The 23,966-nt window shown below is 56.6% G+C and carries 25 protein-coding genes and 4 tRNA genes; 8 read left to right on the forward strand and 21 right to left on the reverse strand.

The annotated features are described in order from the left end of the window. Window positions 1-6: 6 nt before the first annotated feature. From ALTERO38_RS09270 to ALTERO38_RS09315, 10 genes are all read right to left on the reverse strand, one after another. The gene (locus tag ALTERO38_RS09270) at window positions 7-1,110 is read right to left on the reverse strand and encodes a flagellar basal body P-ring protein FlgI (RefSeq protein ID WP_019342803.1); all 1,104 of its coding nucleotides are present in this window, start codon (window positions 1,108-1,110) and stop codon (window positions 7-9) included. A gap of 13 nt (window positions 1,111-1,123) precedes the next feature. Next, window positions 1,124-1,819: a flagellar basal body L-ring protein FlgH gene (gene flgH / locus ALTERO38_RS09275; protein ID WP_102836172.1), complete on the reverse strand. Its 696-nt coding sequence runs from the start codon at window positions 1,817-1,819 to the stop codon at window positions 1,124-1,126. A 29-nt stretch (window positions 1,820-1,848) separates the two neighbouring features. Further along, the gene (gene flgG / locus ALTERO38_RS09280) at window positions 1,849-2,634 is read right to left on the reverse strand and encodes a flagellar basal-body rod protein FlgG (protein WP_159968204.1); all 786 of its coding nucleotides are present in this window, start codon (window positions 2,632-2,634) and stop codon (window positions 1,849-1,851) included. Window positions 2,635-2,678: 44 nt separating this feature from the next. After that, on the reverse strand, window positions 2,679-3,419 hold the full coding sequence (gene flgF / locus ALTERO38_RS09285; protein ID WP_159968205.1) for a flagellar basal-body rod protein FlgF: 741 nt from the start codon (window positions 3,417-3,419) through the stop codon (window positions 2,679-2,681). A gap of 188 nt (window positions 3,420-3,607) precedes the next feature. Beyond that, a complete protein-coding gene (flgE, locus tag ALTERO38_RS09290) occupies window positions 3,608-4,933 on the reverse strand; it encodes a flagellar hook protein FlgE (RefSeq protein ID WP_159968206.1) in 1,326 nt (441 codons plus the stop codon). Between the two features lie 31 nt (window positions 4,934-4,964). Then, complete coding sequence (gene flgD / locus ALTERO38_RS09295) at window positions 4,965-5,645, reverse strand: flagellar hook assembly protein FlgD (protein ID WP_159968207.1); 681 nt, start codon at window positions 5,643-5,645, stop codon at window positions 4,965-4,967. An 18-nt stretch (window positions 5,646-5,663) separates the two neighbouring features. Continuing rightward, on the reverse strand, window positions 5,664-6,107 hold the full coding sequence (flgC, locus tag ALTERO38_RS09300; RefSeq protein WP_159968208.1) for a flagellar basal body rod protein FlgC: 444 nt from the start codon (window positions 6,105-6,107) through the stop codon (window positions 5,664-5,666). A 14-nt stretch (window positions 6,108-6,121) separates the two neighbouring features. Further along, on the reverse strand, window positions 6,122-6,526 hold the full coding sequence (gene flgB / locus ALTERO38_RS09305) for a flagellar basal body rod protein FlgB (protein ID WP_159968209.1): 405 nt from the start codon (window positions 6,524-6,526) through the stop codon (window positions 6,122-6,124). A 200-nt stretch (window positions 6,527-6,726) separates the two neighbouring features. Beyond that, window positions 6,727-7,551, reverse strand: coding sequence for a protein-glutamate O-methyltransferase CheR (gene cheR / locus ALTERO38_RS09310; protein ID WP_159968210.1), 825 nt, complete (start codon window positions 7,549-7,551; stop codon window positions 6,727-6,729). Between the two features lie 37 nt (window positions 7,552-7,588). Then, the gene (locus ALTERO38_RS09315; RefSeq protein WP_102836166.1) at window positions 7,589-8,521 is read right to left on the reverse strand and encodes a chemotaxis protein CheV; all 933 of its coding nucleotides are present in this window, start codon (window positions 8,519-8,521) and stop codon (window positions 7,589-7,591) included. Window positions 8,522-8,679: 158 nt separating this feature from the next. Between ALTERO38_RS09315 and flgA the strand changes: the two genes are divergently transcribed. The 4 genes from flgA to ALTERO38_RS09335 all read left to right on the forward strand — a co-directional run bounded on the left by flgA (window position 8,680) and on the right by ALTERO38_RS09335 (window position 11,205). After that, window positions 8,680-9,432: a flagellar basal body P-ring formation chaperone FlgA gene (flgA, locus tag ALTERO38_RS09320; protein WP_159968211.1), complete on the forward strand. Its 753-nt coding sequence runs from the start codon at window positions 8,680-8,682 to the stop codon at window positions 9,430-9,432. Between the two features lie 105 nt (window positions 9,433-9,537). Beyond that, window positions 9,538-9,867, forward strand: coding sequence for a flagellar biosynthesis anti-sigma factor FlgM (gene flgM, locus ALTERO38_RS09325; protein ID WP_159968212.1), 330 nt, complete (start codon window positions 9,538-9,540; stop codon window positions 9,865-9,867). Window positions 9,868-9,911: 44 nt separating this feature from the next. Beyond that, window positions 9,912-10,382 (forward strand): flagella synthesis protein FlgN, encoded by a 471-nt coding sequence (locus ALTERO38_RS09330; protein ID WP_159968213.1) that lies wholly within the window; start codon window positions 9,912-9,914, stop codon window positions 10,380-10,382. Between the two features lie 73 nt (window positions 10,383-10,455). Beyond that, window positions 10,456-11,205 carry a flagellar brake protein gene (locus ALTERO38_RS09335; RefSeq protein WP_159969672.1) on the forward strand — a complete coding sequence of 250 codons (750 nt, stop codon included), beginning with the start codon at window positions 10,456-10,458 and terminating at the stop codon, window positions 11,203-11,205. 666 nt (window positions 11,206-11,871) lie between these two features. Here ALTERO38_RS09335 and ALTERO38_RS09340 read toward each other — a convergent pair. Continuing rightward, window positions 11,872-11,948, reverse strand: a tRNA-Arg gene (locus ALTERO38_RS09340). A gap of 262 nt (window positions 11,949-12,210) precedes the next feature. Between ALTERO38_RS09340 and ALTERO38_RS09345 the strand changes: the two genes are divergently transcribed. The 3 genes from ALTERO38_RS09345 (at window position 12,211) to ALTERO38_RS09355 (ending at window position 13,177) form a co-directional block, all read left to right on the forward strand. Then, window positions 12,211-12,414, forward strand: coding sequence for a hypothetical protein (locus ALTERO38_RS09345; protein ID WP_159968214.1), 204 nt, complete (start codon window positions 12,211-12,213; stop codon window positions 12,412-12,414). 38 nt (window positions 12,415-12,452) lie between these two features. Beyond that, window positions 12,453-12,635 (forward strand): PA3371 family protein, encoded by a 183-nt coding sequence (locus ALTERO38_RS09350; protein ID WP_159968215.1) that lies wholly within the window; start codon window positions 12,453-12,455, stop codon window positions 12,633-12,635. A gap of 215 nt (window positions 12,636-12,850) precedes the next feature. Further along, entirely contained in the window at window positions 12,851-13,177 is a 327-nt protein-coding gene (locus ALTERO38_RS09355; protein ID WP_019342837.1) for an Arc family DNA-binding protein, read from the forward strand. 188 nt (window positions 13,178-13,365) lie between these two features. Here the strand turns inward: ALTERO38_RS09355 and ALTERO38_RS09360 are convergent, their stop codons facing one another. The 4 genes from ALTERO38_RS09360 to mgtE all read right to left on the reverse strand — a co-directional run bounded on the left by ALTERO38_RS09360 (window position 13,366) and on the right by mgtE (window position 18,145). Continuing rightward, window positions 13,366-14,502 (reverse strand): sodium ion-translocating decarboxylase subunit beta, encoded by a 1,137-nt coding sequence (locus ALTERO38_RS09360; RefSeq protein WP_102836158.1) that lies wholly within the window; start codon window positions 14,500-14,502, stop codon window positions 13,366-13,368. A gap of 10 nt (window positions 14,503-14,512) precedes the next feature. Continuing rightward, entirely contained in the window at window positions 14,513-16,294 is a 1,782-nt protein-coding gene (gene oadA, locus ALTERO38_RS09365; protein WP_159968216.1) for a sodium-extruding oxaloacetate decarboxylase subunit alpha, read from the reverse strand. Between the two features lie 22 nt (window positions 16,295-16,316). Next, entirely contained in the window at window positions 16,317-16,559 is a 243-nt protein-coding gene (locus ALTERO38_RS09370; RefSeq protein ID WP_159968217.1) for an OadG family protein, read from the reverse strand. Window positions 16,560-16,696: 137 nt separating this feature from the next. Next, a complete protein-coding gene (gene mgtE / locus ALTERO38_RS09375) occupies window positions 16,697-18,145 on the reverse strand; it encodes a magnesium transporter (RefSeq protein WP_148926261.1) in 1,449 nt (482 codons plus the stop codon). Between the two features lie 310 nt (window positions 18,146-18,455). On the opposite strand from mgtE, the gene ALTERO38_RS09380 reads away from it, so the two are divergent. Then, window positions 18,456-18,947, forward strand: coding sequence for a DUF4124 domain-containing protein (locus ALTERO38_RS09380; RefSeq protein ID WP_159968218.1), 492 nt, complete (start codon window positions 18,456-18,458; stop codon window positions 18,945-18,947). Between the two features lie 47 nt (window positions 18,948-18,994). Here the strand turns inward: ALTERO38_RS09380 and ALTERO38_RS09385 are convergent. From ALTERO38_RS09385 to alaS, 6 genes are all read right to left on the reverse strand, one after another. Further along, window positions 18,995-19,071 (reverse strand) — tRNA-Arg (locus tag ALTERO38_RS09385). 68 nt (window positions 19,072-19,139) lie between these two features. Continuing rightward, window positions 19,140-19,216: transfer RNA gene (locus tag ALTERO38_RS09390), tRNA-Arg, on the reverse strand. A 111-nt stretch (window positions 19,217-19,327) separates the two neighbouring features. Beyond that, window positions 19,328-19,418: transfer RNA gene (locus tag ALTERO38_RS09395), tRNA-Ser, on the reverse strand. Between the two features lie 62 nt (window positions 19,419-19,480). After that, the gene (gene csrA / locus ALTERO38_RS09400; RefSeq protein ID WP_003085981.1) at window positions 19,481-19,666 is read right to left on the reverse strand and encodes a carbon storage regulator CsrA; all 186 of its coding nucleotides are present in this window, start codon (window positions 19,664-19,666) and stop codon (window positions 19,481-19,483) included. A 180-nt stretch (window positions 19,667-19,846) separates the two neighbouring features. After that, window positions 19,847-21,082, reverse strand: a complete 1,236-nt coding sequence (locus tag ALTERO38_RS09405; protein ID WP_159968219.1) for an aspartate kinase — start codon at window positions 21,080-21,082, stop codon at window positions 19,847-19,849. Window positions 21,083-21,233: 151 nt separating this feature from the next. Continuing rightward, on the reverse strand, window positions 21,234-23,858 hold the full coding sequence (gene alaS / locus ALTERO38_RS09410) for an alanine--tRNA ligase (protein WP_159968220.1): 2,625 nt from the start codon (window positions 23,856-23,858) through the stop codon (window positions 21,234-21,236). Window positions 23,859-23,966: the final 108 nt, after the last annotated feature.

Raw genomic sequence — 23,966 nt, forward strand, 5'->3', positions numbered from 1 at the left:
CTGTCCTCAGATCACAATCAGGTCTGCTTGCAAAGCACCGGCCTGCTTGAGCGCTTCGAGAATGGCCATGAGATCGCTCGGCGCCGCGCCGACCTGATTCACCGCCCGAACGATTTCGTCCAGAGTCGTGCCAGGACCAAACTTGAACATCGGCTTGGCTTCCTGCTCTGCCTTGACCTTGGAATTGGGAACAACCACGGTCTGCCCATCAGAAAGCGGATTTGGCTGACTCACCTGCGGATCTTCGGAGATGGTCACGGTCAGGCTGCCGTGCGTCACTGCAGCTGGCTGAACGCGTACGTTCTGGCCGATGACGATGGTCCCGGTTCGCGAGTTGATGATGACCTTGGCCACCGCCTGCCCCACGTCCACTTCCAGATTTTCCAGGATCGATAGGTAATCCACACGCTGGCTTGGATCCAGCGGGGCGGTGATGCTGATCGAGCCGCCATCGAGCGCCTGAGCGACGCCCGGGCCTAGCAACTCATTTATGTGATCCACAATGTTCTTGGCGGTAGTGAAGTCGGGGCGATTGAGATTCATGGTCAGGGTCGTGCCCTGGTTGAAAGCGCTGGGCACCGGTCGCTCGACCGTCGCCCCGCCGGGGATTCGACCGGCAGAGGGAATGTTGACTGTGATGCGCGAGCCATCGGCGCCGCCGGCATCGAAACCGCCCACGACGAGATTACCCTGCGCAATCGCATAGACGTTTCCGTCGATCCCTTTAAGCGGCGCCATCAACAGGCTCCCGCCGCGCAGGCTTTTGGCATTGCCGATCGACGATACAGTGATGTCGATCGTCTGGCCCGGCTTGGCGAACGGCGGAAGTTCGGCGTGTATCGAGACAGCCGCCACGTTCTTCAGTTGGACATTGCCGCCCGCAGGCACCTTGATACCAAACTGCGCCATCATGTTATTGAAGGTCTGCACCGTGAAAGGCGTCTGGGTCGTCTGGTCGCCGCTACCGTTCAAGCCAACCACAAGACCGTAACCGATCAGCTGGTTGCTACGTACACCCTGAATGGTGGCGATGTCCTTCAACCGCTCGGCATGGGCCGGAAGCACCACTACACAGAGCAACGCAACCAAAATCGAGCTGAACAGTTTCATTGCCAGTACCTGCTTAGAACGGCCACAACGGGCTGATGAAGAAACGATCCAACCAACCTGGCTGGCTGGCATCGGCGAAGGCGCCGGTACCGGAGTAAGTGATACGGGCATCAGCAATACGGGTCGACGGGACGGTGTTGTCGGTGGCGATATCGTCCGAACGTACCAGCCCGGCAATTCGCACTAACTCATCACCAGTATTGAGCGTCATCCATTTTTCCCCGCGGATCGCGAGAATGCCGTTCGGCAGCACATCCGAGACGGTCACGGTGATCGAGCCGGAGAGGCTGTTGCTCTGCCCCGCCTGACCGGAACCAGAGGTATCCCGTGACGCTTCGTATTCAGCGCCCAACGTCATCTTGTTGTCAGTCAGCGGATTAACCATCGATACGGCACCGCCGAACAGCGAACCCAGCCCGATGTTGGCACTGCTGTCCTTGGCGATTTTCGAATTGGAATTCTTGCTCGCCTGGGTTTTTTCGTTGAGTGTGACGGTGATGATGTCGCCGACCCGATAGGCCTTACGATCGTCGTAAAAATTGGTCTCGAAGCCCGCCTGATAGATCGCGCCATTGTTCTGCGCGGCCGGCAGTGGCGTGCGCGGCAGAACTGGCGAGTAATAGGGATCGTTGGGCTTCGGAGCCGGCGCCATGCAACCGGACATAATCACGGCGGACACCAGTGGAAGGACAATCAACAAGCGGCGCATATTCACCTCAATCCAGCGGCTGACGGCTGTTACAGCTGCTGGGTGACAAAGGACAGCATCTGGTCGGCCGTGGAGATGACTTTCGAGTTCATCTCATAGGCGCGCTGCGTGGTGATCATGTTCACCAACTCCTCGACCACGCTGACGTTAGAGTTTTCCAGGGTGTTCTGCAGTACGGTGCCCAGGCCGTTGAGACCGGGTGTACTGACTTGTGGCGCACCGCTCGCGGCAGTTTCGAGGAACAGGTTGCTGCCCATCGCCTGCAGACCGGCCGGGTTGACGAAGTCAGCGGTCTGAATGTTGCCAATGATCTGTGGTGCCGGGGTGCCCAGCGTTGTAACGGAAACAGTGCCGTCCTCGCCCACGGTGAAGGTCTGCGTTTCCGGCGGCACGACAATCGCCGGCTCCAGCGAGTAACCGTTGGAGGTCACGATTTGGCCTTCGGCGTTCAGATGGAAACTGCCGTCACGCGAATAGGAGACTGTGCCGTCCGGCAGCAGCACCTGAAAGAAGCCCCGACCGTTGATCGCCATGTCGAGTGGCTGCTCGGTGGTTTGCAGACTGCCGGCGGTGAACTGCTTCTGCGTGCCAACGATTCGCACACCGGTACCCAGCTGCAAACCCGAAGGCAGCTCGCTGTCCTGGCTGGACTGACCACCCGGCTGCCGACGGATCTGATACAGCAGATCCTGGAATTCGGCCCGATCTTTCTTGAAGCCTGTGGTCGAGACGTTGGCCAGGTTGTTGGAAATGGTGGTCAGGTTCATGTCCTGCGCGGACAAACCGGTCTTGCTGACCCACAGTGCTGGAAGCATGTTCTTCTCCTCGTGCGCCGGAATTCGGGCGCCGCCTAGTTTGTTTAGCTGATCTGCAAGACTCGGGCCGCAGCGGCACCATCTTCTTCGGCAGTACGCATCATCTTCACGTGCAGCTCGAATTGCCGGGACAGCGCGAGCATCGAAGTCATCTCGGCAACGGCGTTGACGTTGCTCGCTTCAAGGAAGCCTGAGGTCACGCGAACCGCGGCGTCAGCCTCGACCGGCTGGCCATCCTTCATGCGGATAAGCCCGTCGGTGCCCTTCTCCAACTGCTTGGGGTCAGGATTGACCAGCTTCAAACGGTCGACCGTCACTACCACATTTGGATCTTCACCCAGCGCACGGATGCTGATCGAGCCGTCAGCTCCGATCTCCACTTTCTCTTCTGGCGGCACGGCGATCGGCCCGGCATTGCCGAGCACCGGCAAACCGTCGCCGGTCCGGAGCATGCCGAGCGTGTCGATATTCAGGCTGCCTGTCCGGGCATAGGCTTCACTGCCGTCCGGCGCCTGCACAGCGATCCAACCATCACCTTCAATCGCTACGTCCAGGTCTCGACCGGTCTCTTGCAAGGTGCCGGAACTGAAGTCCGTGCCTGGACGCTCGGTCATGGCGTAGACACGTGCCGGAAAGCTGTCTCCGAACACTTGCATCGAGCGCGCTTGCTCGAAGTCCCGCCGGAAGCCCGTGGTCGAGATGTTTGCCAGGTTGTTGGCATGTGCCTGCTGAGCACGAGCGTTTTGGCTCGCCCCCGTCATGGCCACATAGAGCATCTTGTCCATCGAACCTCCCCACGCAAATTGACGCTAACTGAACTGATATCAGCTACAAAGCAAGCGCTATGCCAAGCGACCAGTGCCTTATTAAGCTATTGAAACACATAGAGTTACTGGATAAAAAAAAGGCCCCGAAGGACCTTTTGAAAACGGAGCGGCAGTTTCCCGCCACCCCGCGCAGTGCCTGGTGGCAATTAACGGAGGTTGATGATCGTCTGGGTAATTGCGCTTTCGGTTTCGATCGTCTTGGCGTTGGCCTGGTAGTTGCGCTGCGCCACGATCAGGTTGACCAGCTGGTCCGAGAGTTCGACGTTGGAGTCTTCCAGTGCGCCAGCTTGCAACGAGCCCAGCGTGCCGCTGCCTGGCGGGTTGCGCACCGGCTCACCCGACTCGAACGACTGGACCCACTGCGTCTTGCCAACAGGAGTCAAACCCTGAACGTTGGCGAAGTTAGCCAGGATGATCTGCCCCTGCACCTTGGACTGACCATTCGTGTAACGAGCAAAGATTGCCCCGGTCTCGCTAATTTCCAGGCCCGCCAACTCACCCGTCGTGTATCCGTCCTGACTCACACTGTTTACGGCGAAGGCGCTGGCGTATTGTGTCGAGCCTCGCATATCAATTGTGACATCCAACCCATCAGCAGGCGCAGCATTGTTCAGCGACCAAGTTCCGTCGCTGTTCCGGACTGCTGGCTTCCAGTCGGATAGCACCACGCTGCCGTCAGTAGGGCTTTTCAAGCTTCCGGAAGGATTGAACTCAAGCGTCGTAACGGCGGGCTCGGTACCACTCCTAGCTTCTGTTGGAGGGATTACAGTCGTATCGGCTGGAATAGGAAGAGGTGACGCAGGATTGCGGCCGTCGACCAATACGTTCATTTGCCATGTATTGGCAGTGGCCGATTTAACGAAATATTGCGTCATGACGTGCGCATTACCCTGCTCATCGTAGATATTGGTAGAAGTCGACGCGTTATAGCTCAGCGGGTCAGCCGGGTTGAAGGGTGTGTTTAACGGCTGGACGTCTGTTGAGTTCAGGTTGAAACCCTGGACAACTTTAGTAGTAGCCTTGGGCTCTTGGCTGGCAGTCTGAATTTTAAGATCGCTCACCTGGCCAGTCTGGATGTTGCCATTGCCATCGACAGAATAACCCTGGAGGTTATAGCCAAAGTTGTCGACCAGATTACCTTCCTTGTCGGTACCAAAATAGCCAGCACGTGTGTAGCTCAACGCACCGTTGTTGCTAACTTGGAAAAAGCCGTTACCGTTAATAGCCAAGTCCAGTGCGTTCTGGGTGTAGTTGATATTGCCCTGATTGAACTGCTGCGACACGTTTGCAAGAAGAACTCCGCTTCCCTGAGGGTTCTTGCCTGTGCCAAGCACAGACGACGCGTAGACATCCGCAAACTCCGCCCGCGACTGTTTGAAGCCCGCAGTCCCAGCGTTGGCGATGTTGTTACCCGTGACATTGAGGTCTTTGCTGGCGGCACGCATGCCGCTGAGGCCGATATTGAACGACATGAACTGCTCCTGTTACCGGACGCGCCGGCAGTTACTGACCGATAACCTGGACTTGAGACAGCCCAATGCTGCCGACACCGGCTAGATTGAGCTGAAGCTCACCACCGTTTTGCCCAAGCGTGACGCTGTCAACGTTGGCAGGAAGCAGGGTATACAAGCCCTTCGTCTCGCCTTGATAAGTGGCTTGCGCCTCGAACCGATAAGTACCCGGCGGCAAGGTTTTGCCGCTCGAGTCCTTGCCATCCCACATGAATGAGATGTTGCCAGCTTGCTGCTGACCCATGTTGATTCGATTGACCACCGTGCCCGCGCTGTCGTAAACGTTAACCGCCACGTTGCTGCTGGTTGTGGGGAGAACGATGCTGGCCTTGAAGGTTTCGCTGGTATCTACGACTGCTTTGTCGGTCGGCACGATGACTTTGCGGCCGACCAGCGAAGAGGCTTGCAGCGCTTGGGATGACTGATAGCCGGACAGCATGGTTTCCATGCTTGAGTTCAGTTTTTCGACACCTTCAACGGTGCTGAACTGCGCGAGCTGGGCAATGAACTCGCCGTTTTCCTGTGGCTCCAGCGGGTTCTGGTTGTTCAGCTGGGTCACCAGCAGCTCCAGAAACTCATTCTTGCCAAGGTCGTTGCTTTTAACTTCGCGATCTTTGATCTGGTATTGGTCCAGTACCGAGCCGGTACCGCCGACGCCGCCTGTCGTGCTCATGGCAATCTCTCGTTAGGGTTACTGGCCCAAGGTCAGAACTTTCTGCAGCATGGTTTTGGCTGTATTCATCAATTCGGCATTGGTCTGGAACGAACGACTGGCAGAAATCATGTCGGCCATTTCTTCCACCACATTGACGTTTGGGTAGTACACGTAGCCCTCGTTGTTCGCCGCAGGATGGTTGGGTTCATAGCGGGCTTGCAGCTCGCTCTGGTCTTCCACGACACCAAGCACCTGAACGCCTGCGCCCGCCTGATCCTGTTCGGCGAACAACGACTCGTTCGGTGAACCGTTAGCCTGTTGCAGCATGGTCGCGAACACCGGGTGACGTGCACGGTAGGTTTGGTCAACGCTGGATGAGACTGTTTCGGCGTTAGCGATGTTGCTGGAAATGGTATTCAGGCGAGTGCTTTGGGCACTCATGCCGCTGCCGGCGATGTTAAAGACGCTGCTGAGGGACATGATTTTCGCTCCTTTTATTCGCCGCGCAGGGCGCTCATCAGCCCCCGGAACTTACTGTTGAGCAAGGTAAAGCTTGCCTGGAAGTCGATGGCATTCTCGGCGTAAGCCGCCTGCTCAACCTGAGCATCTACGGTGTTCTGATCGAGCGACGCATGCGCAGGGGTGCGGAAGCGCAAGCCAGGATCGGCAATTTCCATACCTTCGGCAGCGATATGTTTGCTGCTGGTTACGGCCACGCCGAATCCGCCCTGATTCTTGCCGTTCTGCGCAGCAAGAACCGAGCTGAAATCCAGATCACGCGCCTTGTAATTGGGGGTGTCAGCGTTGGTAATGTTGTTGGCCAGCACTTCGGCGCGCTGAGCGCGAAAGCCGAGTGCCTTCTCGTGGATGCCAAGTGCCTTGTCGAAACTGATGCTCATGATCTGGCCCTCTGCCGGATACAAGTCTGCTTAGCAAACCACCAGCAAAGCCCATGCCATTTTGTCAAATAGCTGATCTATAAGGATTTTTTTTTGAAAGGCTTGGGTTGCGCGTCAAAAGCGGCAAAGCGTGACCATGCTTTTGCCGCTTAGTAAGCCCGAAGCGACAGATTCCTGCCGCTACTCCGGCAAACGTAAGGCTACTTGGCCTTATAGATAATGCCCGGGCTGCACTGGACCATCTGATACAGCTCGGGAAGGCCGTTCAGCGCTTCGGATGCTCCCAGAAACAGGTATCCGCCTGGCTTCAGCGTTGCGTGAATCCGCTTGAGGATGTCTTTCTTAACATCGGCGGAGAAATAAATAAGGACGTTGCGGCAGAACACCAAGTCGAACTTGCCGAGCACCGCATAGCTGTCGAGCAGGTTTTGCACACGAAATTCGACGCGACTGCGGACTGCCGGCTTGACTACCCAACGGCCCGGGCTTTTCACATCGAAATAACGCTGCAGACGCTCGCTAGACAACCCGCGAGCAATGGCGAGACTGTCGTATTCGGCCGCTTTGGATGCCGCAAGCATGGCCCCGGACAATTCAGTGGCCACTATCTGTATGGTCGTTTTCGGCTGGCTAGGGCTGCTGCGTTCGTACTCATCGATGGTCATCGAAAGCGAGTAAGGCTCCTGCCCCGACGAACAAGCGGCAGACCAGATACGCAAGCGCTGACCCGGGGAGCCTTTCAACAGCTCAGGCAGAACCCGGCTCCGCAGCACCTCGAACGGATAGGTATCCCGAAACCAGAGCGTTTCATTGGTCGTCATCGCATCCACGACCTGCTCGCGCAGGCCGCTTCGCGGCTGAGCCTGGATCTTCCTGACCAAGTCACCGAGGCTCTTTAGGCCCTGCTGCTCCATCAGCTTGTTTAACCGGCTCGACACCAGGTACTGCTTGTTGCTACCCAGTAGGATGCCGCATGTCTTCTCGAGAAAGACGCGAAACTGATCGAAATCGGGATCAACAGACACTAATACTGCCCACCAGTCGAATTGAGAGGACGAGGCCTCATTTCTTATCCGTTGTCCGGATCCGCTCTATGACCCGATTGGCCAGATCATCCGCCTGAAACTTGGCAAGAAAATCGTCCGCACCGACCCGCTTGACCATACTCTGGTTGAACACCCCGGAAAGCGAAGTATGCAGGAGAATGTGCATATCGCGCATCGCGGGATCCTGACGCACTTCGGTCGTCAGTGTATAGCCATCCATTTCTGGCATTTCGATATCGGAAATCATCATCACGAATTCGTCAGACGGCTTCTTACCTTCCGCCACCAGCTTTCGCAAATAGGTCAGCGCCTGCCTTCCGTCGTTGTGCGCAACGACTTCGATCCCCAGATTCTGTAGACAACGCATGATCTGCTTTCTCGCGACAGACGAGTCGTCAACAATCAACACTCGACTGGTGGACGCCTTATTACTGGTCGCCTCATCTGCAATGCTGACAGAGAGCACCTCTGACACTGGCGCAACTTCGGCTAGCACTTTTTCAACGTCGATAATCTCGACCATCTGCTGATCCACATGGGTCACTGCAGTCAAATAATGGTCGTGCCCCACGCCTTTAGGCGGGGGAAGGATATCTTCCCAATTCATGTTGACTATCCGCTCCACTGAGCGGACAAGGAAACCGAGCACCTTCGTGTTGTACTCAACGATGATGGCAAAGCTGTTTGGCAAGTCCTGTAATACGGGTTTGCCAGTGGCAGCGGATAGATCAAGGATGGAAAGCGTACTTCCCCGAATGTTCGCTACCCCTCTTACAACAGGGCTCGACCGAGGCATGACCGTAAGCCGCGGGCACTGCAGCACCTCTTTGACCTTGAATACGTTGATGCCATAGAGCTGCTTGTCGTCCAGTCTGAACAACAGCAGCTCCAAACGGTTCTGCCCCACTAGCTGGGTACGCTGGTTAACCGAATCCAATACACCGGCCATGCCAGTTTCCTCTTGTATGTGAGATGGGTAGGCAGACATCTGTAGCTCAGACAATCTGGCGCGCAGTGCCCTGATTTGACAACGGAGTTGCTGACCCGCCTTGCCTGCCTCAGCCATTAATTACCGGCAAACGGCACGCCCCTTGCTTCGAGCAAGCCATGAACAGACAGACGACTTTTTTCCGGCATCCATGCAAGGCGCTTTGCCAACTGGGCCTGTTGGCAACTTTATGCCTGCTGAACCAGCTGGCTGTTTCAGCGAGCTTCACGCGCCCCGAACAGCTTATCGACGCGACCCGCGCTTTTCTTGAGCGTGAAGTCACTGACTATTTACAAAGTAGCCAAATCAAAGCACGCCATGAAATTGAACTGAACAGGCTTGACCCGCGCCTGCGCCTGGCGGCTTGCGATCAAGCATTGACGACCAGACTCGAAAGCCCGGCACAACCCGTTGGTCGCACTACCGTGCGGGTTAGCTGCGAAGGCACATCACCCTGGTCCGTTTTCGTCCCCGCTCAGGTACATTTGTTCCGCGAAGTGATCGTAGCCAGACGGCCCTTAGCCCGTGAAAGCATCGTCGAGCTCGCTGATGTCGCCCTTGCCGAGCGCGACGTCGGCTTGTTGACCCAGGGCTATCTGACATCGTTCGATCAAGTGCTGGGAAATAAAATCACCCGCAGCGCCCTACCCGATCAGGTATTACCACCAACTTACTTATCCGCGGCTGAAATAGTCCGAAAGGGTGATCAGGTGGTAATCAGCGCGAAAAACTCTACGATAAATGTAAGAATGCCAGGTGAGGCCCTTTCCAATGGCGCACTTGGCAGTCAGATCCGAGTCAAAAACCAACGATCCGGACGAACTATCAAAGCTCGCGTCACTGGCCCCGGGCAGGTTGAAGTGGCGATGTGAGGACGAGGCGCTGCGGCGTCAGGTCTTAGCATGAAAAAAGACTAAAGTTTCATGAGGATTTGCCGAAAAGCAGGCAAGCGTCCTGACTTATTCGAGGTTTCGATCATGGTTATCGATTTCAACCGGCCTAACAGCGCCGTCAATTCTTCAAGCAATGCGCGGAACAACAGCGTCCAGAACACAGAGCGACCAACCGCGCAGCAGGCTCCTGCTGAAGAAGTGAAGACCACCGGTAACAGCTCCGTGTCGGGAGAAAGCGTTCAGCTGAGCCCCGAAGCCCAGCGTCTTCAGCAGACAACCGAAAAGCTGAGTCAGCAGCCCGCTGTTGATCAGGAGCGTGTCGCCCAGATCAAACAAGCAATCGCCGATGGCAGCTATCAAGTCGACAGCCAGCGAGTAGCATCGAAGCTGCTGTCATTCGAAAGCCAGCGCTGAGCCGGGCACCAAGGCGAGCAGGCGTGAGTGCAACAGAGGCCACTATGCTAGATACCGAATTGCTCCAGCAGCTGACTGACGATATCGGCACCGCCCGAACACTACTCGAGCTCACCGATGCAGAATACCAGACGCTTGCAGAGCGCAATCTAGCTGGACTGGAGCAGCTGCTCACGCAAAAGCAGGCACTGCTAGCACTTCTGGGCCAACACGGCACCCTACGCAGCCAGGCATTGGCTAAGGCGCAGCTAAGCTCCGACCGGAATGGCTTGGCGAAGCTTGCCGCAGGCTCGGCAATAGGCGATGAGATCCTTGTCCAGGCGGAACAACTGGAGGGCATTCTCGAAGACTGCCGCAAAGCCAATGAACGCAACGGCAAACTTATCCGCGCCAACCAGAGCGCCGTTGGCACAATGTTGCAGGTATTGCAGGGCACCACCACGACCCCGGATCTATACGATCGGCGCGGAAGCGCCGCTAAAAGCACTCATCATCGCCCGCTCAGCCAGGCCTGAACCATCCGCAGCACAATGACATCATAGTGCTATCATGCGGCTGACGTCGTTACATGCCGGAGAGCAATGCCAAGTGTCTAGTCCTTTCGCTGAGGGTGAAGGCCCTCAGCCTCCTCAGATACTCAAGACTCCAGTCGAAGTCCAGGCGAATCTACGCCCCCTGCTGGACAACCATATCCCTCTGCAGCTTCGCTTTGCCGAGCGCACGCTGCGGTATCAAACCTACCTGGTTGAGATAAATCGTGAAAAGGGCTGGCTAGCATTAGACGAGCTGATACCTAGTGATGGCGAGCGGCTGATGGGATCAGGAGAAGCTTTCCAAATCGAAGGCTTTTATGAAGGCGTGCGGATTGCCTGGAACAATCCACACCCAGCACATATCGGCGAACTGGACGATGCGCGCTGCTATTGGATCCCTCTGCCCGACGAGATTCTCTACCACCAGCGGCGGAACGCCTATCGCGCCACATTGAGCGGGCAGAGCATCGCTGCCGAACTGAGCGGCAAGATGGTCAAGAAGCATCTCGCCGGCAAGGTGCTGGACATGTCAGCTACGGGTTGCAAGTTGAGCTTTCCAGGTAACCTGCAAACAAACCTCCAGTCAGGGCAGGTGTATGATCAGCTCCGTTTGGAGTTGCCGTTTGGCGTTGTGACAACTGCAGCCGAGCTAAGGCACGTGGTGTTCGACGAGAAACTTGATCTGACATTCTGCGGAATGCGCTTTTACCGCATCAGTGGCCTGACGCAACGGCAGGTCGAACGATTCGTCTATCAACTACAGCGCGAAGCCCGACGCGACCAGGTCACCGACCGATTTAGCTGATACTGCCGAGCCCACAGGCTATAGTTCTTATCGAAGCTGCAGCCGGCCTTCGTTACCGGATCCAGCACAGCCAGATCCCCAGCCAGTGGGCCGACTCGTCAGCTCGAGGTTAACTATGACGGTTAGCCACTTCGAGCACACAATAAGTCGACGCTTTCCAAGCAAGCGACCCCTCCCACGGCGACAACCCCATAGCGCTTGAGATCCGCTCAGCAGACCTCGGGCGCAGACTTCTCTGCTAGATCACACCGCGACCGCAAAGGCAGGCGTCACAGTTGCACTGCTGGCTGGACGTGATCGCTGAATATCCACGCTGCGCAACAACGGCTGAGCTGTCCGCTACGGACTGCATCATTGCCACCAGACCAGCCGCTGAAACAGCGTACGAAGCTATCGGCGGCGCCTGTGATGGGGGCTATCCCTTGCAGCTCCCGCTACTTGTCAGCAACGTATTAATTCGCCGCTGCGACGAACCCCTAGGGCCGCGCAGTTTCCTTTCGAGCAGCCGGCGGATTGGCATTCAGCGCCAGCCAGGCGCATACGGGCATAGTTTGGAATGAGGAAGGCGGGAATAGTGTCATTCAAGACAGCGACAAGCAGCGAGACAGACAAAGCAAAGGCTGCAGAAATTGCCAGAAGCTTCGACGGACAAAACGCTCTGATATGTGGCGTCCCAGGCGAGGTTCGAACTCACAACCTTCCCCTTAGGAGGGGGATGCTCTATCCAATTGAGCTACTGGGACACGCGGGCGGCAGCATGTTAGCGAGCCTTGGCGCATTTGTCATGCTCGCCCATGATGCATCAGACAACTACATGCACACCGAACTGAAGCAGCACATCGCCCGCCTTGCAATTTGCATGACCTTGACTCAACTAATCTTGCAAAACGCATTGCGCATCTTCGATATTCACCGGCATGTATTTGATTTACAACGGTTTTATTTCCGAAAGCCATTGGCATGGGAGGTGCTTAATTACATGAACGTTAAGCGAAGGAAACGCCAATGCTACGCCCAGCCTACCTACTCAGCACTGCCGTCTTGGCCGCTGCCGCGATCCCGCTGCTCGAGAACTTCCCAGATGCGGAGCCAATGCAGACGCTGTCGAAAACCTCCCAGGCGACCACTCCAAGACTTTCGGTGCCTGCAAGCACCATCAGCGGCAATGCGCTGATCAAACCTACTCAAGCACAACGCTGGGTCTTTTAAACGTAGATTGCTGCACGCGGTTCTATAGGAGATTAAAAGTGTCGATTTATGGATATCTATTCTTTGTGCTCGGCGTGCTGTGCGGTGCCCTTAGTATCGGCTCTACGCTTCCGAACTTCTGGGATACGCTCGTCACAACCGGTTCGGCGGTCTTCGCAGTGCTGTTTGCGATTACGCTATTGGTAGGCCGACGCATCAAGTTCGATCCAGTGCTTCGCTAGCGGTCGATTATGCGGGCGAGACAAGCGCTGGATCACATAAAGGCCATTAGCCACCACAATCGGCTTTACTCCTTTTTTGTACGCCGTATAATTGGCGTCATTAAGTTGTCCGGCAACTTTTTCGCAGGTCGTGGAACAGCATGTGCTGTTTGGTGTCAGACCGGTGACTAGAACGGCAATAAGCCACCATCGCCCACCTGACTATCCGGTTTAATATGCGCCCAATGAAGCAGGCAGTTTACTCCAGCCGCACGGCTGACAAATTCGTGGTTCGCCTCCCAGACGGCATGCGAGAGCGTATTGCAGAGGTTGCGCGAAACCATCATCGCAGCATGAATTCGGAGATCATTGCGCGGCTGGAGCAAAGCCTTCTGCAGGAAGGTGCGCTTGACGATGATTCAGCAATGCGGCTGGACAGCCCAGAGCTAACGCTGCATGAGCGCGAGTTGCTTCAGCGTTTTCGCCAACTGGCCCACCGCCAGCAAAACGCCTTGATCGCACTCATAGCGCAAGATGCCGAAGCTGCAAAAGAAGAAGATTGATCCGCTCAGTACTAATGAGCAGCGTAATTGCCCTGACAGCAGTCAGGGCAATTGCTTTTGGCAAAATCTTACTGCCCAGCTAGGCAATACTTTGGGCTTATGCGGGACATGAAAACGCAAGATGCCTGCGCTTTCAGCGCAGGCATCCTCCAGTTCTCGCTGCCCGTAGCCACACATCAACCGAAGCGCTAGCCAACAAAGCTGAGCAGAATTCCCGCGGCGACCGCTGAGCCAATGACCCCCGCTACGTTCGGCCCCATGGCATGCATGAGCAAGAAGTTCTGCGGGTTCGCCTCTAGCCCCACCTTATTCGACACTCGCGCCGCCATTGGCACCGCCGACACACCTGCCGATCCAATCAGCGGATTGATCTTGTTTGTGCTGAAGATATTCATAACCTTCGCCATAAGCACACCCGCCGCCGTACCGCCACAGAAGGCAACCATACCAAGCAGTAGGATCCCAAGGGTCTTCATCTGCAGGAAGGCTTCGGCGGACAGCTTGGAGCCGACAGTTAGCCCCAGCGCAATGGTCACGATGTTGATCAGCGCATTACGTGAAGTGTCGGCCAGACGATCCACGACCCCACATTCGCGCAACAGGTTACCGAACGCGAACATCCCCACCAGCGGCGCGGCATCCGGCAATAGCAAACCAACCATAAGAGCAAGCATGAGCGGAAAGACGATCTTTTCTGTCTGACCGACATGGCGCAGCTGCGTCATGACAATGGCGCGCTCCTCCTTCGTCGTCAGTGCACGCATGATGGGCGGCTGAATCAACGGCACCAGCGCCATGTAAGAGTAGGCTGCGACAGCGATGGGCCCCAGCAGATGCGGCGCGAGCTTTGCCGTTACGAAAATCGAGGTCGGGCCGTCTGCACCGCCGATAATTGCAATCGAAGCAGCCTCGCGCAGGGTGAACTCCATGCCCGGAACCCCCATTGCGGCCAGCGACAAAGCGCCAAGCAAGGTGGCGAAAATACCGAACTGCGCCGCTGCGCCAAGAAGCAACGTCTTCGGATTCGCCAGCATTGGCCCGAAGTCGGTCATCGCACCGACGCCCATGAAGATCAATAGCGGGAACACACTGGTCGGCAAACCAACTTCGTAGAAAAGATGGAGGATCCCTGCCCCCTCGGCCATGTTGGCGACGGGAATATTGGCTAGCACCCCTCCAAATCCGATAGGGATTAGCAGCAAGGGCTCGAACCCCTTGCGAATCGCCAGATAGATCAGTCCCAGGCACACCACGATCATCAGCAGCTGACCAGGCTCAATGTGATAGAGACCTGTGCTGTGCCAAAGCTTGAGCAACTTATCCATTCAGTGCTCCTTAAGCGATGGTCAGCAGGCTATCGCCCACCGACACCGCGTCGCCGACCTTAACGCTCACACCTGAGACGGTGCCGGCTTTGAACGCACGGATTTCAGTCTCCATTTTCATGGCCTCGAGGATGATCACCAGATCCCCCTCCTGAACCAGCTGACCGGGCTGCACGAGGACCTTGAAGATGTTGCCAGCCAACGGAGCCGGCTGAGGCTCGCCTGCACCGGAGACCGGTGCGCTAGTAGCTGTTAGTGGGACGCCTGCCCCACCGCCGACCGCCTTGATCCCCTCGATATCGCCACCCTCGTTGACCTGGACGACGAAAGACTTACCGTTAACTTCGACCGTGTAAGTTTCAGGCACGCCTGCTGCGCGCGGCGCCTGTTCCTTGCCAGTCGGCACCGGCTCGAAAGCAGAGGCGTTGCCCCGGTTCTCAAGAAACTTGAGGCCTATCTGAGGAAACAATGCATAGGTGAGGACGTCATCAATCTCGTTCGAAGCAAGCTTGATGCCTTTCTCCTGGGCCAGTCCTTTCAGCTCTGCCGTCAGCTTTTCCATTTCCGGCTGCAGAAGATCAGCAGGGCGGCAGGTAATCACGTCAGCACCATCAAGAACGCGCCGCTGCAGTTCAGCATTGAAAGGGGCCGGTGCGGCGCCGTATTCACCCTTAAGGATGCCCGCTGTTTCCTTGGTGATGGACTTGAAACGCTCACCGGTGAGCACGTTGATGACTGCCTGGGTCCCGACGATTTGAGAAGTCGGCGTTACCAACGGAATGAACCCGAGATCTTCACGGACGCGAGGAATCTCAGCAAGCACCTCATCAAACTTGTCGAGAGCTCCCTGCTCCTTCAATTGGCCTTCCATGTTGGTCAGCATGCCGCCTGGCACCTGCGCCACGAGAATGCGCGAGTCGACGCCCTTGAGCGTCCCTTCGAACTTTGCGTACTTCTTGCGCACCTCTCGGAAGTAGGCAGCGATTTCCTCCAGCAGCAAAAGATCAAGCCCGGTGTCACGCTCGGTGCCCTGGAAAATGGCCACCACCGACTCGGTTGGCGAATGCCCATAGGTCATCGAGAGCGAGGAAATGGCCGTATCGACGTTATCAATGCCTGCTTCGACAGCCTTCAGAATAGCCGCCGTAGACAGGCCCGCCGTCGCGTGACACTGCATATGGATCGGAATGGACAGACTTGCCTTCAACCGCGAGACCAGCTCGTAGGCCATATATGGCGTAAGAATGCCGGCCATGTCCTTGATCGCCACCGAGTCGGCGCCCATGTCCTCGATCTGCTTGGCCAGGTCAACCCACATTTCTAGGGTATGCACCGGGCTGGTGGTGTAGGAAATAGTGCCTTGTGCGTGCTTGCCCTGCAGCTTGACCGCTCGCAGAGCGGTTTCCAGGTTGCGCGGATCGTTCATAGCATCGAACACACGAAACACGTCAACGCCGTTGATCGCCGCGCGCTCAACAAATTTTTCGACCACGTCATCGGCGTAATGCCGATAGCCCAACAGGTTCTGGCCACGCAGCAGCATTTGCTGTCGGGTATTAGGCATCGCTTTCTTCAGTTCGCGAATGCGCTCCCAAGGGTCTTCACCAAGATAGCGAATACAGGAATCGAAGGTCGCCCCACCCCAGGATTCGACGGACCAGAAGCCAACCTGATCAAGCTTGGCGGCAATCGGCAGCATGTCTTCAAGACGAACGCGGGTGGCCAGAATAGATTGATGCGCATCACGAAGCACCACATCGGTAATGCCGAGCGGTTGTTTGACAGATGTCATGAGGGGAACTCCCTGTTCTGAATCAACCACGACGAGCGCGGTGCTGATGGATAGCGGTCTGGATTGCCTTAATGACATCGGCATCCACTTCAGCCACAGCGGGTTCGCTGGAAGCCAACTGAGCGGTGGGCGCACTGTCGAAGCGGGCGATCACAACAGACATCAGGCGAATGCAGGCAATCAACAAAACGAGGAAGACAAAAACAGAACCTAAGCCGAACAGCATAAGTTCGACGCCTTCAAGGAGGAGTTCGCTGGGGGTCATCGGGATTCCCTTTCTATCAGCGGCTCGAGCCGCCTGTTATTCGCTTCAAGTTGGGGCCTTCGCTAGTGCGAAACTTCAGAACAGTAGCCTGAACAACAGGCGCAAGGCAAACGCCAAGTCGACGCAGGAGGGGCGGGTCAGAGAAGAAAAATCGTTGCGAGCCCGAGAAATATAAAGAAACCACCACTGTCGGTTACGGCAGTGATCATGACACTGGCACCCAGCGCTGGGTCTCGCCCCATTCGCGCTAACGTCACCGGGATCAGCACGCCCATCAAGGCCGCCAGTAGAAGATTGAGCGTCATGGCTGCAGTCATGACTACCCCCAGCGACCAGCTTCCGTACAGCCAATAGACCACGACGCCGATAACTCCACCCCATATCAAGCCATTCAGCATCCCGACACCCGCTTCCTTACGCAGTAAGCGAGCGCTGTTACCAGTACCCATCTGATCAAGCGCCATTGCCCTCACAATCATGGTGATTGTCTGGTTGCCTGAATTACCGCCAATCCCTGCAACTATCGGCATCAGCGCAGCCAATGCAACCAGCTTCTCGATTGAGCCATCGAACAGACCGATGACGCGTGAAGCAACAAAGGCGGTAACGAGATTGACTGCCAGCCAGGCCCAACGGTTGCGCAGCGACTTCCACACAGAGGCGAAGATATCTTCTTCTTCACGCAGACCCGCCATGTTGAGCACTTCGCTTTCGCTCTCCTCGCGGATCAAGTCCACCATCTCATCGATGGTCAGACGCCCGATCAGCTTGCCGCTCTTGTCCACGACAGGCGTTGATACCAAGTCGTAGCGCTCGAATGCCTGGGCCGCCTCATAAGCATCCTCATCCGGATGAAAGGTCACCGGATCACTGGCCATCACCTCAGCCACATGCCGCTCCGGATCATTGACCAGCAATCGCTTGATCGGAAGAACACCCTTAAGCACGCCGTCGTAATCGACAACGAACAACTTGTCGGTATGACCAGGCAGCTCTTTGAGCCGCCGTAGATACCGCAGCACGACTTCCAGGCTCACATCCTCTCGAATCGTGACCATCTCGAAGTCCATCAGCGCGCCAACCTGATCCTCCTCATAGGACAGCGCCGAGCGGACACGCTCACGCTGTTGCGCATCGAGCGTTTCCATCAGCTCGTGAACAACGTCTCGGGGCAATTCGGCCGCCAGGTCGGCCAGCTCGTCAGCGTCCATTTCCTTGGCAGCCGCAAGAAGCTCGTGGTCATCCATGTCGGCGATCAGCGTCTCGCGAACCGCGTCGGAGACCTCGAGCAGAATGTCGCCGTCGCGATCGGACTTGACCAGTTGCCAGACGGTCAGCCGGTCATCAAGGGGTAAGGCTTCAAGGATATGAGCGATATCCGCGGGGTGTAGCGCCTCGAGCTTGCGCTGCAGCTCAACGAGGTTTTGGCGATGCACCAGATTCTCGACAAGATCCTGATGCTGCCCTTCCTGGCTCTGACGATGCGCCAGATCTTCTACGATCCTGTGGCGATGGAGCAGCTCGACGACTTGCGCCAGACGATCCTGGAGACTTTCCTGCGGCTTTTTTGCTTCTACTTCAGTCATGGCGCACTCCACCCCCAGCGGAGCGCACCAGGGGATCAATCATTCAAAAATTGATTGGCAAGCGAAGGTTTTATACGACTACTGGGCAAATCCATGAGGGGGATCCAGGAGCCCGAAGGGCGGACCGCGCAATAATACCACCGCAACCGCGATGCACGACCGCGAAATACAGGCAATACAATCGCTTGCGCGTAGCCACAGAGGGATCGCGCGCTATCAATGTGGACGCATTCACGTTGCGGAAAGGCACCACTGCGAGCCAAGAAGTATTTGGCTAGGCTGGGCCAACCTATCGTCAAGGAGGACGACCATGAACAAACTGATTACAGGAAGCTGCTGCGCCCTGCTCCTCTCGACCGCCCCGACATTCGCCGCAAGCATCTATCGCTGCAGTGATGCCGCAGGCCACGTTACCTTTACTCGACAGGGGTGTCCGATCGATCAGTCGGCACAGCGCCAGGAAGCCGTAAACCCTACGCCTAGTTCCGGCAAAGCGGTACCGTTGGCCAATCCCTCAAAACAACGCAAGCGCCGAACGGAAGAGCTGACTCGAAGCCTTATCGTGGTCGGCGCGCAGGATGATGGATGCGGAAACCGAATAATTGGACGCGCCAGAAGAGATGCGTTGATTAAACAGCAAGTTCGTCCAGGCATGACCCGCGACGATATCGATAGCACCTTCGGCAAACCCGACACGGTCACCAGCCGCAATGGCCGCGTACAGTATCGTTACAGCAGCAAAACGGGCCGAACGCAGACCATCAGCTTCGACGAGCACGGCTGCGTTCAGGGAAAGCGCTGACTCCCAAATAAAAAAGGGCCTGCATCACTGCAGGCCCTTTCTTAAGTTGGTGCACTCAGGAGGATTCGAACCTCCGACCGCTCGGTTCGTAGCCGAGTACTCTATCCAGCTGAGCTATGAGTGCAAAAGCGATTGATAAACCAGATCACTGCTGGCTACAACAAAGAACCACATTTCTGGGATTCTCTAAAATGGTGCACTCAGGAGGATTCGAACCTCCGACCGCTCGGTTCGTAGCCGAGTACTCTATCCAGCTGAGCTATGAGTGCACTTGAGGGTGCGCATTATAAGTTTGTGAATTTGTTGGTCAAGCTCTTTTAGCTCAATGATTTACCATCAAACTGAACCGCAAAACCTATTCACAACCAAACTATGCAAAATGGCGGAGAGGGGGGGATTCGAACCCCCGACACCCTTTTGAGATGTACTCCCTTAGCAGGGGAGCGCCTTCGGCCACTCGGCCACCTCTCCGCAACACGGGGCGCATGATACCCATCTTCGCCCCGCTTGCAAAGCCAAAAATCACATAAATATTAATGGTTTGGTTCTTGATCTTTTTCTTTCTGGATCCGTTGATAAATCTCCTCGCGATGCACCGCTACCTCTTTGGGTGCATTCACTCCTATTCGCACTTGATTTCCTTTGACACCCAGCACAGTGACAGTCACATCGTCACCCACCATCAGGGTCTCTCCGACCCGGCGAGTCAGAATCAGCATTCCTTTCTCCTTAAAAACGGATTCAATTCAGTAAACAGTCTGCAAAGATAAAGACGGATAATGTTCCGTGAAACATCGACCTAGAGCCTTTCACCAGCTATTGACCAGTAACCACGACTCTAAAGTTCCTTCAGCCCCGGCGAAATCGACGGAAGGCTCGAATCTATCGCACTTAGCGTGTCATTCTCCCTTGCCCGCAGGCGCATCCAGCTCGAATGCGGTATGCAACGCCCGCACCGCCAGCTCAAGGTACTTTTCCTCGATCACGACCGACACCTTGATCTCAGAGGTAGAGATCATCTGTATGTTGATGTTCTCCTTTGCCAGCGCTTCAAACATGCGACTGGCAACGCCAGCATGAGAGCGCATGCCTACGCCGACAATCGAAACCTTGGCAATCTCGGTATCGCCTATGACTTCGCGAGCGCCCATATCGCGAGCAATGCCTTCCAGCACTTGCAGCGCGTTGTGATAGTCATTGCGGTGAACAGTGAAGGTGAAGTCGGTGGTGTTATCGTGCGCGACGTTCTGCACGATCATGTCCACCTCGACATTCGCCGCACTGATCGGCCCGAGAATCTTGAAGGCCACCCCCGGAGTATCCGGCACGCCACGAATAGTCAGCTTGGCTTCGTCACGATTGAACGCGATGCCGGAAATGATGGGCTGTTCCATGGATTCCTCTTCATCAAGGGTAATGAGGGTTCCTGGACCCTCTTGAAAACTGTGCAGCACACGCAACGGTACGCTGTACTTGCCGGCAAACTCCACGGCGCGGATCTGCAAGACCTTGGAGCCGAGACTCGCCATCTCGAGCATCTCTTCAAACGTGATCTTGTCCAGACGCTGAGCCTTGGCAACAACACGCGGGTCAGTCGTGTAAACCCCATCGACGTCGGTATATATCTGGCACTCGTCAGCCTTCAGCGCAGCGGCCAGCGCTACACCGGTGGTATCTGAGCCGCCACGACCAAGGGTGGTGATGTTGCCGCTTTCGTCCACGCCCTGGAAACCGGCCACGACGACGACACGCCCGGCCTTGAGCTCTTTCTGGATCTGCTGCGAATCGATCTGGAGGATGCGCGCCTTGGTATGGGCGCTGTCGGTCAGAATGCGAACCTGGCTGCCTGTATAGGACACGGCAGGCACACCGATCTTGATCAGCGCCATCGCCAGCAGAGCAATAGTCACCTGCTCCCCTGTAGACACCATCACGTCCAGCTCGCGGGCCACAGGTTGCTCGCTGATCTGCTTAGCCAGATCAATGAGCCGATTGGTCTCCCCGCTCATGGCCGAGACCACTACGACTATATCGTCGCCTTTTTCGCGGAACTTTTTGACCTTCGCCGCTACTTGCTCGATGCGCTCGACGGAGCCAACCGAGGTACCTCCAAACTTTTGTACGATCAAAGCCATCTCATCGCCGCCTAAGCCCGTCAAGGGCGCTTGTTAATCATTCCAGCCAGCATCACGTAGTGCTAACGACATCGGCCCGACCAGGCTCAGATTCGACACAGGCACCGAACCAACAGTCCCTTGCGGCCAGGCGAACCTGGCACTCCCCTGCTTACAAGCCGTTCGCGACGAACCCCTCGGCGATGGCTAATGCTTCGTCGAGGCGACTCACATCGCTCCCACCGCCTTGTGCCATATCCGGGCGACCGCCGCCTTTGCCGCCAACAACCGCAGCAGCCTGCTTCATCAGTTCACCAGCCTTCAAACGGCCGGTGAGATCCTGCGTAACGCCAGCCACGAGCACAATTTTTTCGTCCTGCACGCCGCCGAGCAGAATGACGCCACTGCCGAGCTTGTTTTTCAATTGATCCACCAAGGCCAGGAGCGCCTTGCCGTCCAAACCATCAATGCGAGCGGCCAAGGTTTTCACGCCTTTAACGTCCACGGCGGCGCTGGCCAGATCATTGCCAGTAGCACTGGCCGCTTTAGCCTTGAGCTGCTCCAATTCCTTTTCCAGCTGGCGGTTGCGTTCGAGCATCGCGCCCAGCTTGTCTAGCAAATTGTCACGGCTGCCTTTTACCAAGCCGGCAACCTCTTTCAACTGCTCCTCGGCACGGTTCAGATAGGCTAGCGCCTGCTCGCCAGTGACCGCTTCGATGCGCCGAACGCCTGCAGCCACACCACCTTCACTGACGATCTTGAACAAGCCTATGTCGCCGGTCCGTTTGACATGAGTCCCGCCGCACAGCTCGACAGAGAAACCGCCCCCCATGGTCAACACGCGCACCTGATCGCCGTACTTTTCGCCGAACAGCGCCATCGCACCCTTGCTCTTAGCCGTCTCGATGTCGGTTTCCTCAGTCTCAACTGCCGAATTGTTACGGATCTCGGCGTTGACCTTGTCTTCGAGCGCCTTCAGCTGTTCGGGCTTGATCGCCTCGAAATGGCTGAAGTCAAAGCGCAGCCGCTGACTGTCGACCAGCGAGCCTTTCTGACTCACGTGTTCACCAAGCATCTGGCGCAGCGCTGCGTGCAAGAGGTGAGTCGCAGAGTGGTTCAGCGCCGTGGATTGGCGCACGGAAGAGTCGACCGTCGCATCTACGGTCGCACCCACCTGCAGATTGCCACTGTCCAGGATGCCGTGATGCAGGAACGCACCACCGGCCTTGCTGGTGTCGCGCACATCGAAGCGCAGGTCATCTGCCGAAAGGTATCCGCAGTCGCCGGCCTGCCCGCCGGATTCGGCGTAGAACGGCGTCTCGTCGAGAACGACCACACCCTCCTCGCCTGCCGACAGGCTCTGTACAGCAATGCCTTCCTTGAACAACGCCAGCACCTTGCCGCTGCCGGAGGTACCCATATAACCCGTGAAACGCGTTTCACCCTCGACCTTGACCAGACTGTTGTAGTCCATGCCGAAGGCACTGGCCGAACGCGCCCGCTCACGCTGCGCCTCCATTTCACGCTCGAACCCTTCTTCGTCGAGCGTCAACTCGCGCTCACGCGCAATGTCGCCGGTCAGGTCGACAGGAAAGCCGTAGGTGTCATACAGCTTGAAGATCACGTCACCAGGAATCACGGAACCCTGAAGGTCAGCCAGATCCTGTTCGAGAATTTTCAGGCCCTGCTCAAGGGTTTTTGCAAACTGCTCTTCTTCAGTCTTCAGCACGCGCTCGATGTGCGCCTGCAGGGTTCTCAACTCGGAAAAGGCATCGCCCATTTCCGCAGCCAATGCGGCGACGAGCTTGTAAAAGAAGCTGCCCTTGGCGCCGAGCTTGTTGCCATGGCGACAGGCACGACGAACGATACGACGAAGCACATAGCCGCGACCTTCATTTGAAGGCGTCACGCCGTCGGCGATCAGGAAGCCGCAGGAACGAATGTGATCGGCCACAACCTTGAGCGAAGCCTGACCCTCGTTGCTGCAGCCAATGGCCTGAGCAGCGGCGTTCAAGAGACTCTGGAAAAGGTCGATCTCGTAGTTCGAATTGACGTGCTGCAGCACAGCACTGATGCGCTCGAGCCCCATGCCGGTATCGACACTCGGAGCTGGCAGCGGATGCATCACACCATCCGCGGTGCGATTGAACTGCATGAATACGTTGTTCCAGATCTCGATGTAACGGTCACCGTCTTCTTCTGGCGAACCCGGTGGGCCGCCCCAGATGTGGTCGCCGTGGTCGAAGAAAATCTCGGTACAGGGACCACATGGGCCAGTGTCGCCCATGGCCCAGAAATTGTCGGAGGCGTACGGCACGCCCTTATTGTCACCAATACGGACCATACGCTCCGCGGGGACGCCCACTTCCTTCGTCCAGATGTCATAGGCTTCGTCATCGCTGGCGTAGACGGTTACCCAGAGCTTTGCTTTTGGCAGGTTCAGCCACTTGTCAGAGGTCAGGAATTCCCAGGCGTAGTTGATCGCATCGCGCTTGAAATAATCGCCAAAACTGAAGTTGCCGAGCATTTCGAAAAAGGTGTGATGGCGCGCGGTGTAGCCGACGTTCTCCAGATCGTTGTGCTTACCGCCGGCGCGCACGCACTTCTGGCTGGTGGCTGCGCGGGTGTAGGCGCGTTTTTCCAGCCCGAGGAAGCAGTCCTTGAACTGATTCATGCCTGCGTTGGTGAACAACAGGGTCGGATCGTTCGCGGGAATCAGCGAACTGGAGGCCACACGGGTGTGGCCCTTCTCTTCGAAGAAGCGGAGGAAGGCTTCACGGATTTCTGCGCTTTTCATAGATCTCTTCCAGAGGACTGCGGCCGAACGGCTGCAAAACGACGCGGCGAGGCGGCACCGGGAGCCGGTTCACAGCTAACCATACGGATAGCCGGCAAAGGGCCGCAT

This window comes from Pseudomonas sp. 9Ag (assembly GCF_902506445.1).
Taxonomy (GTDB): Bacteria; Pseudomonadota; Gammaproteobacteria; order Pseudomonadales; family Pseudomonadaceae; genus Stutzerimonas; species Stutzerimonas stutzeri_AB.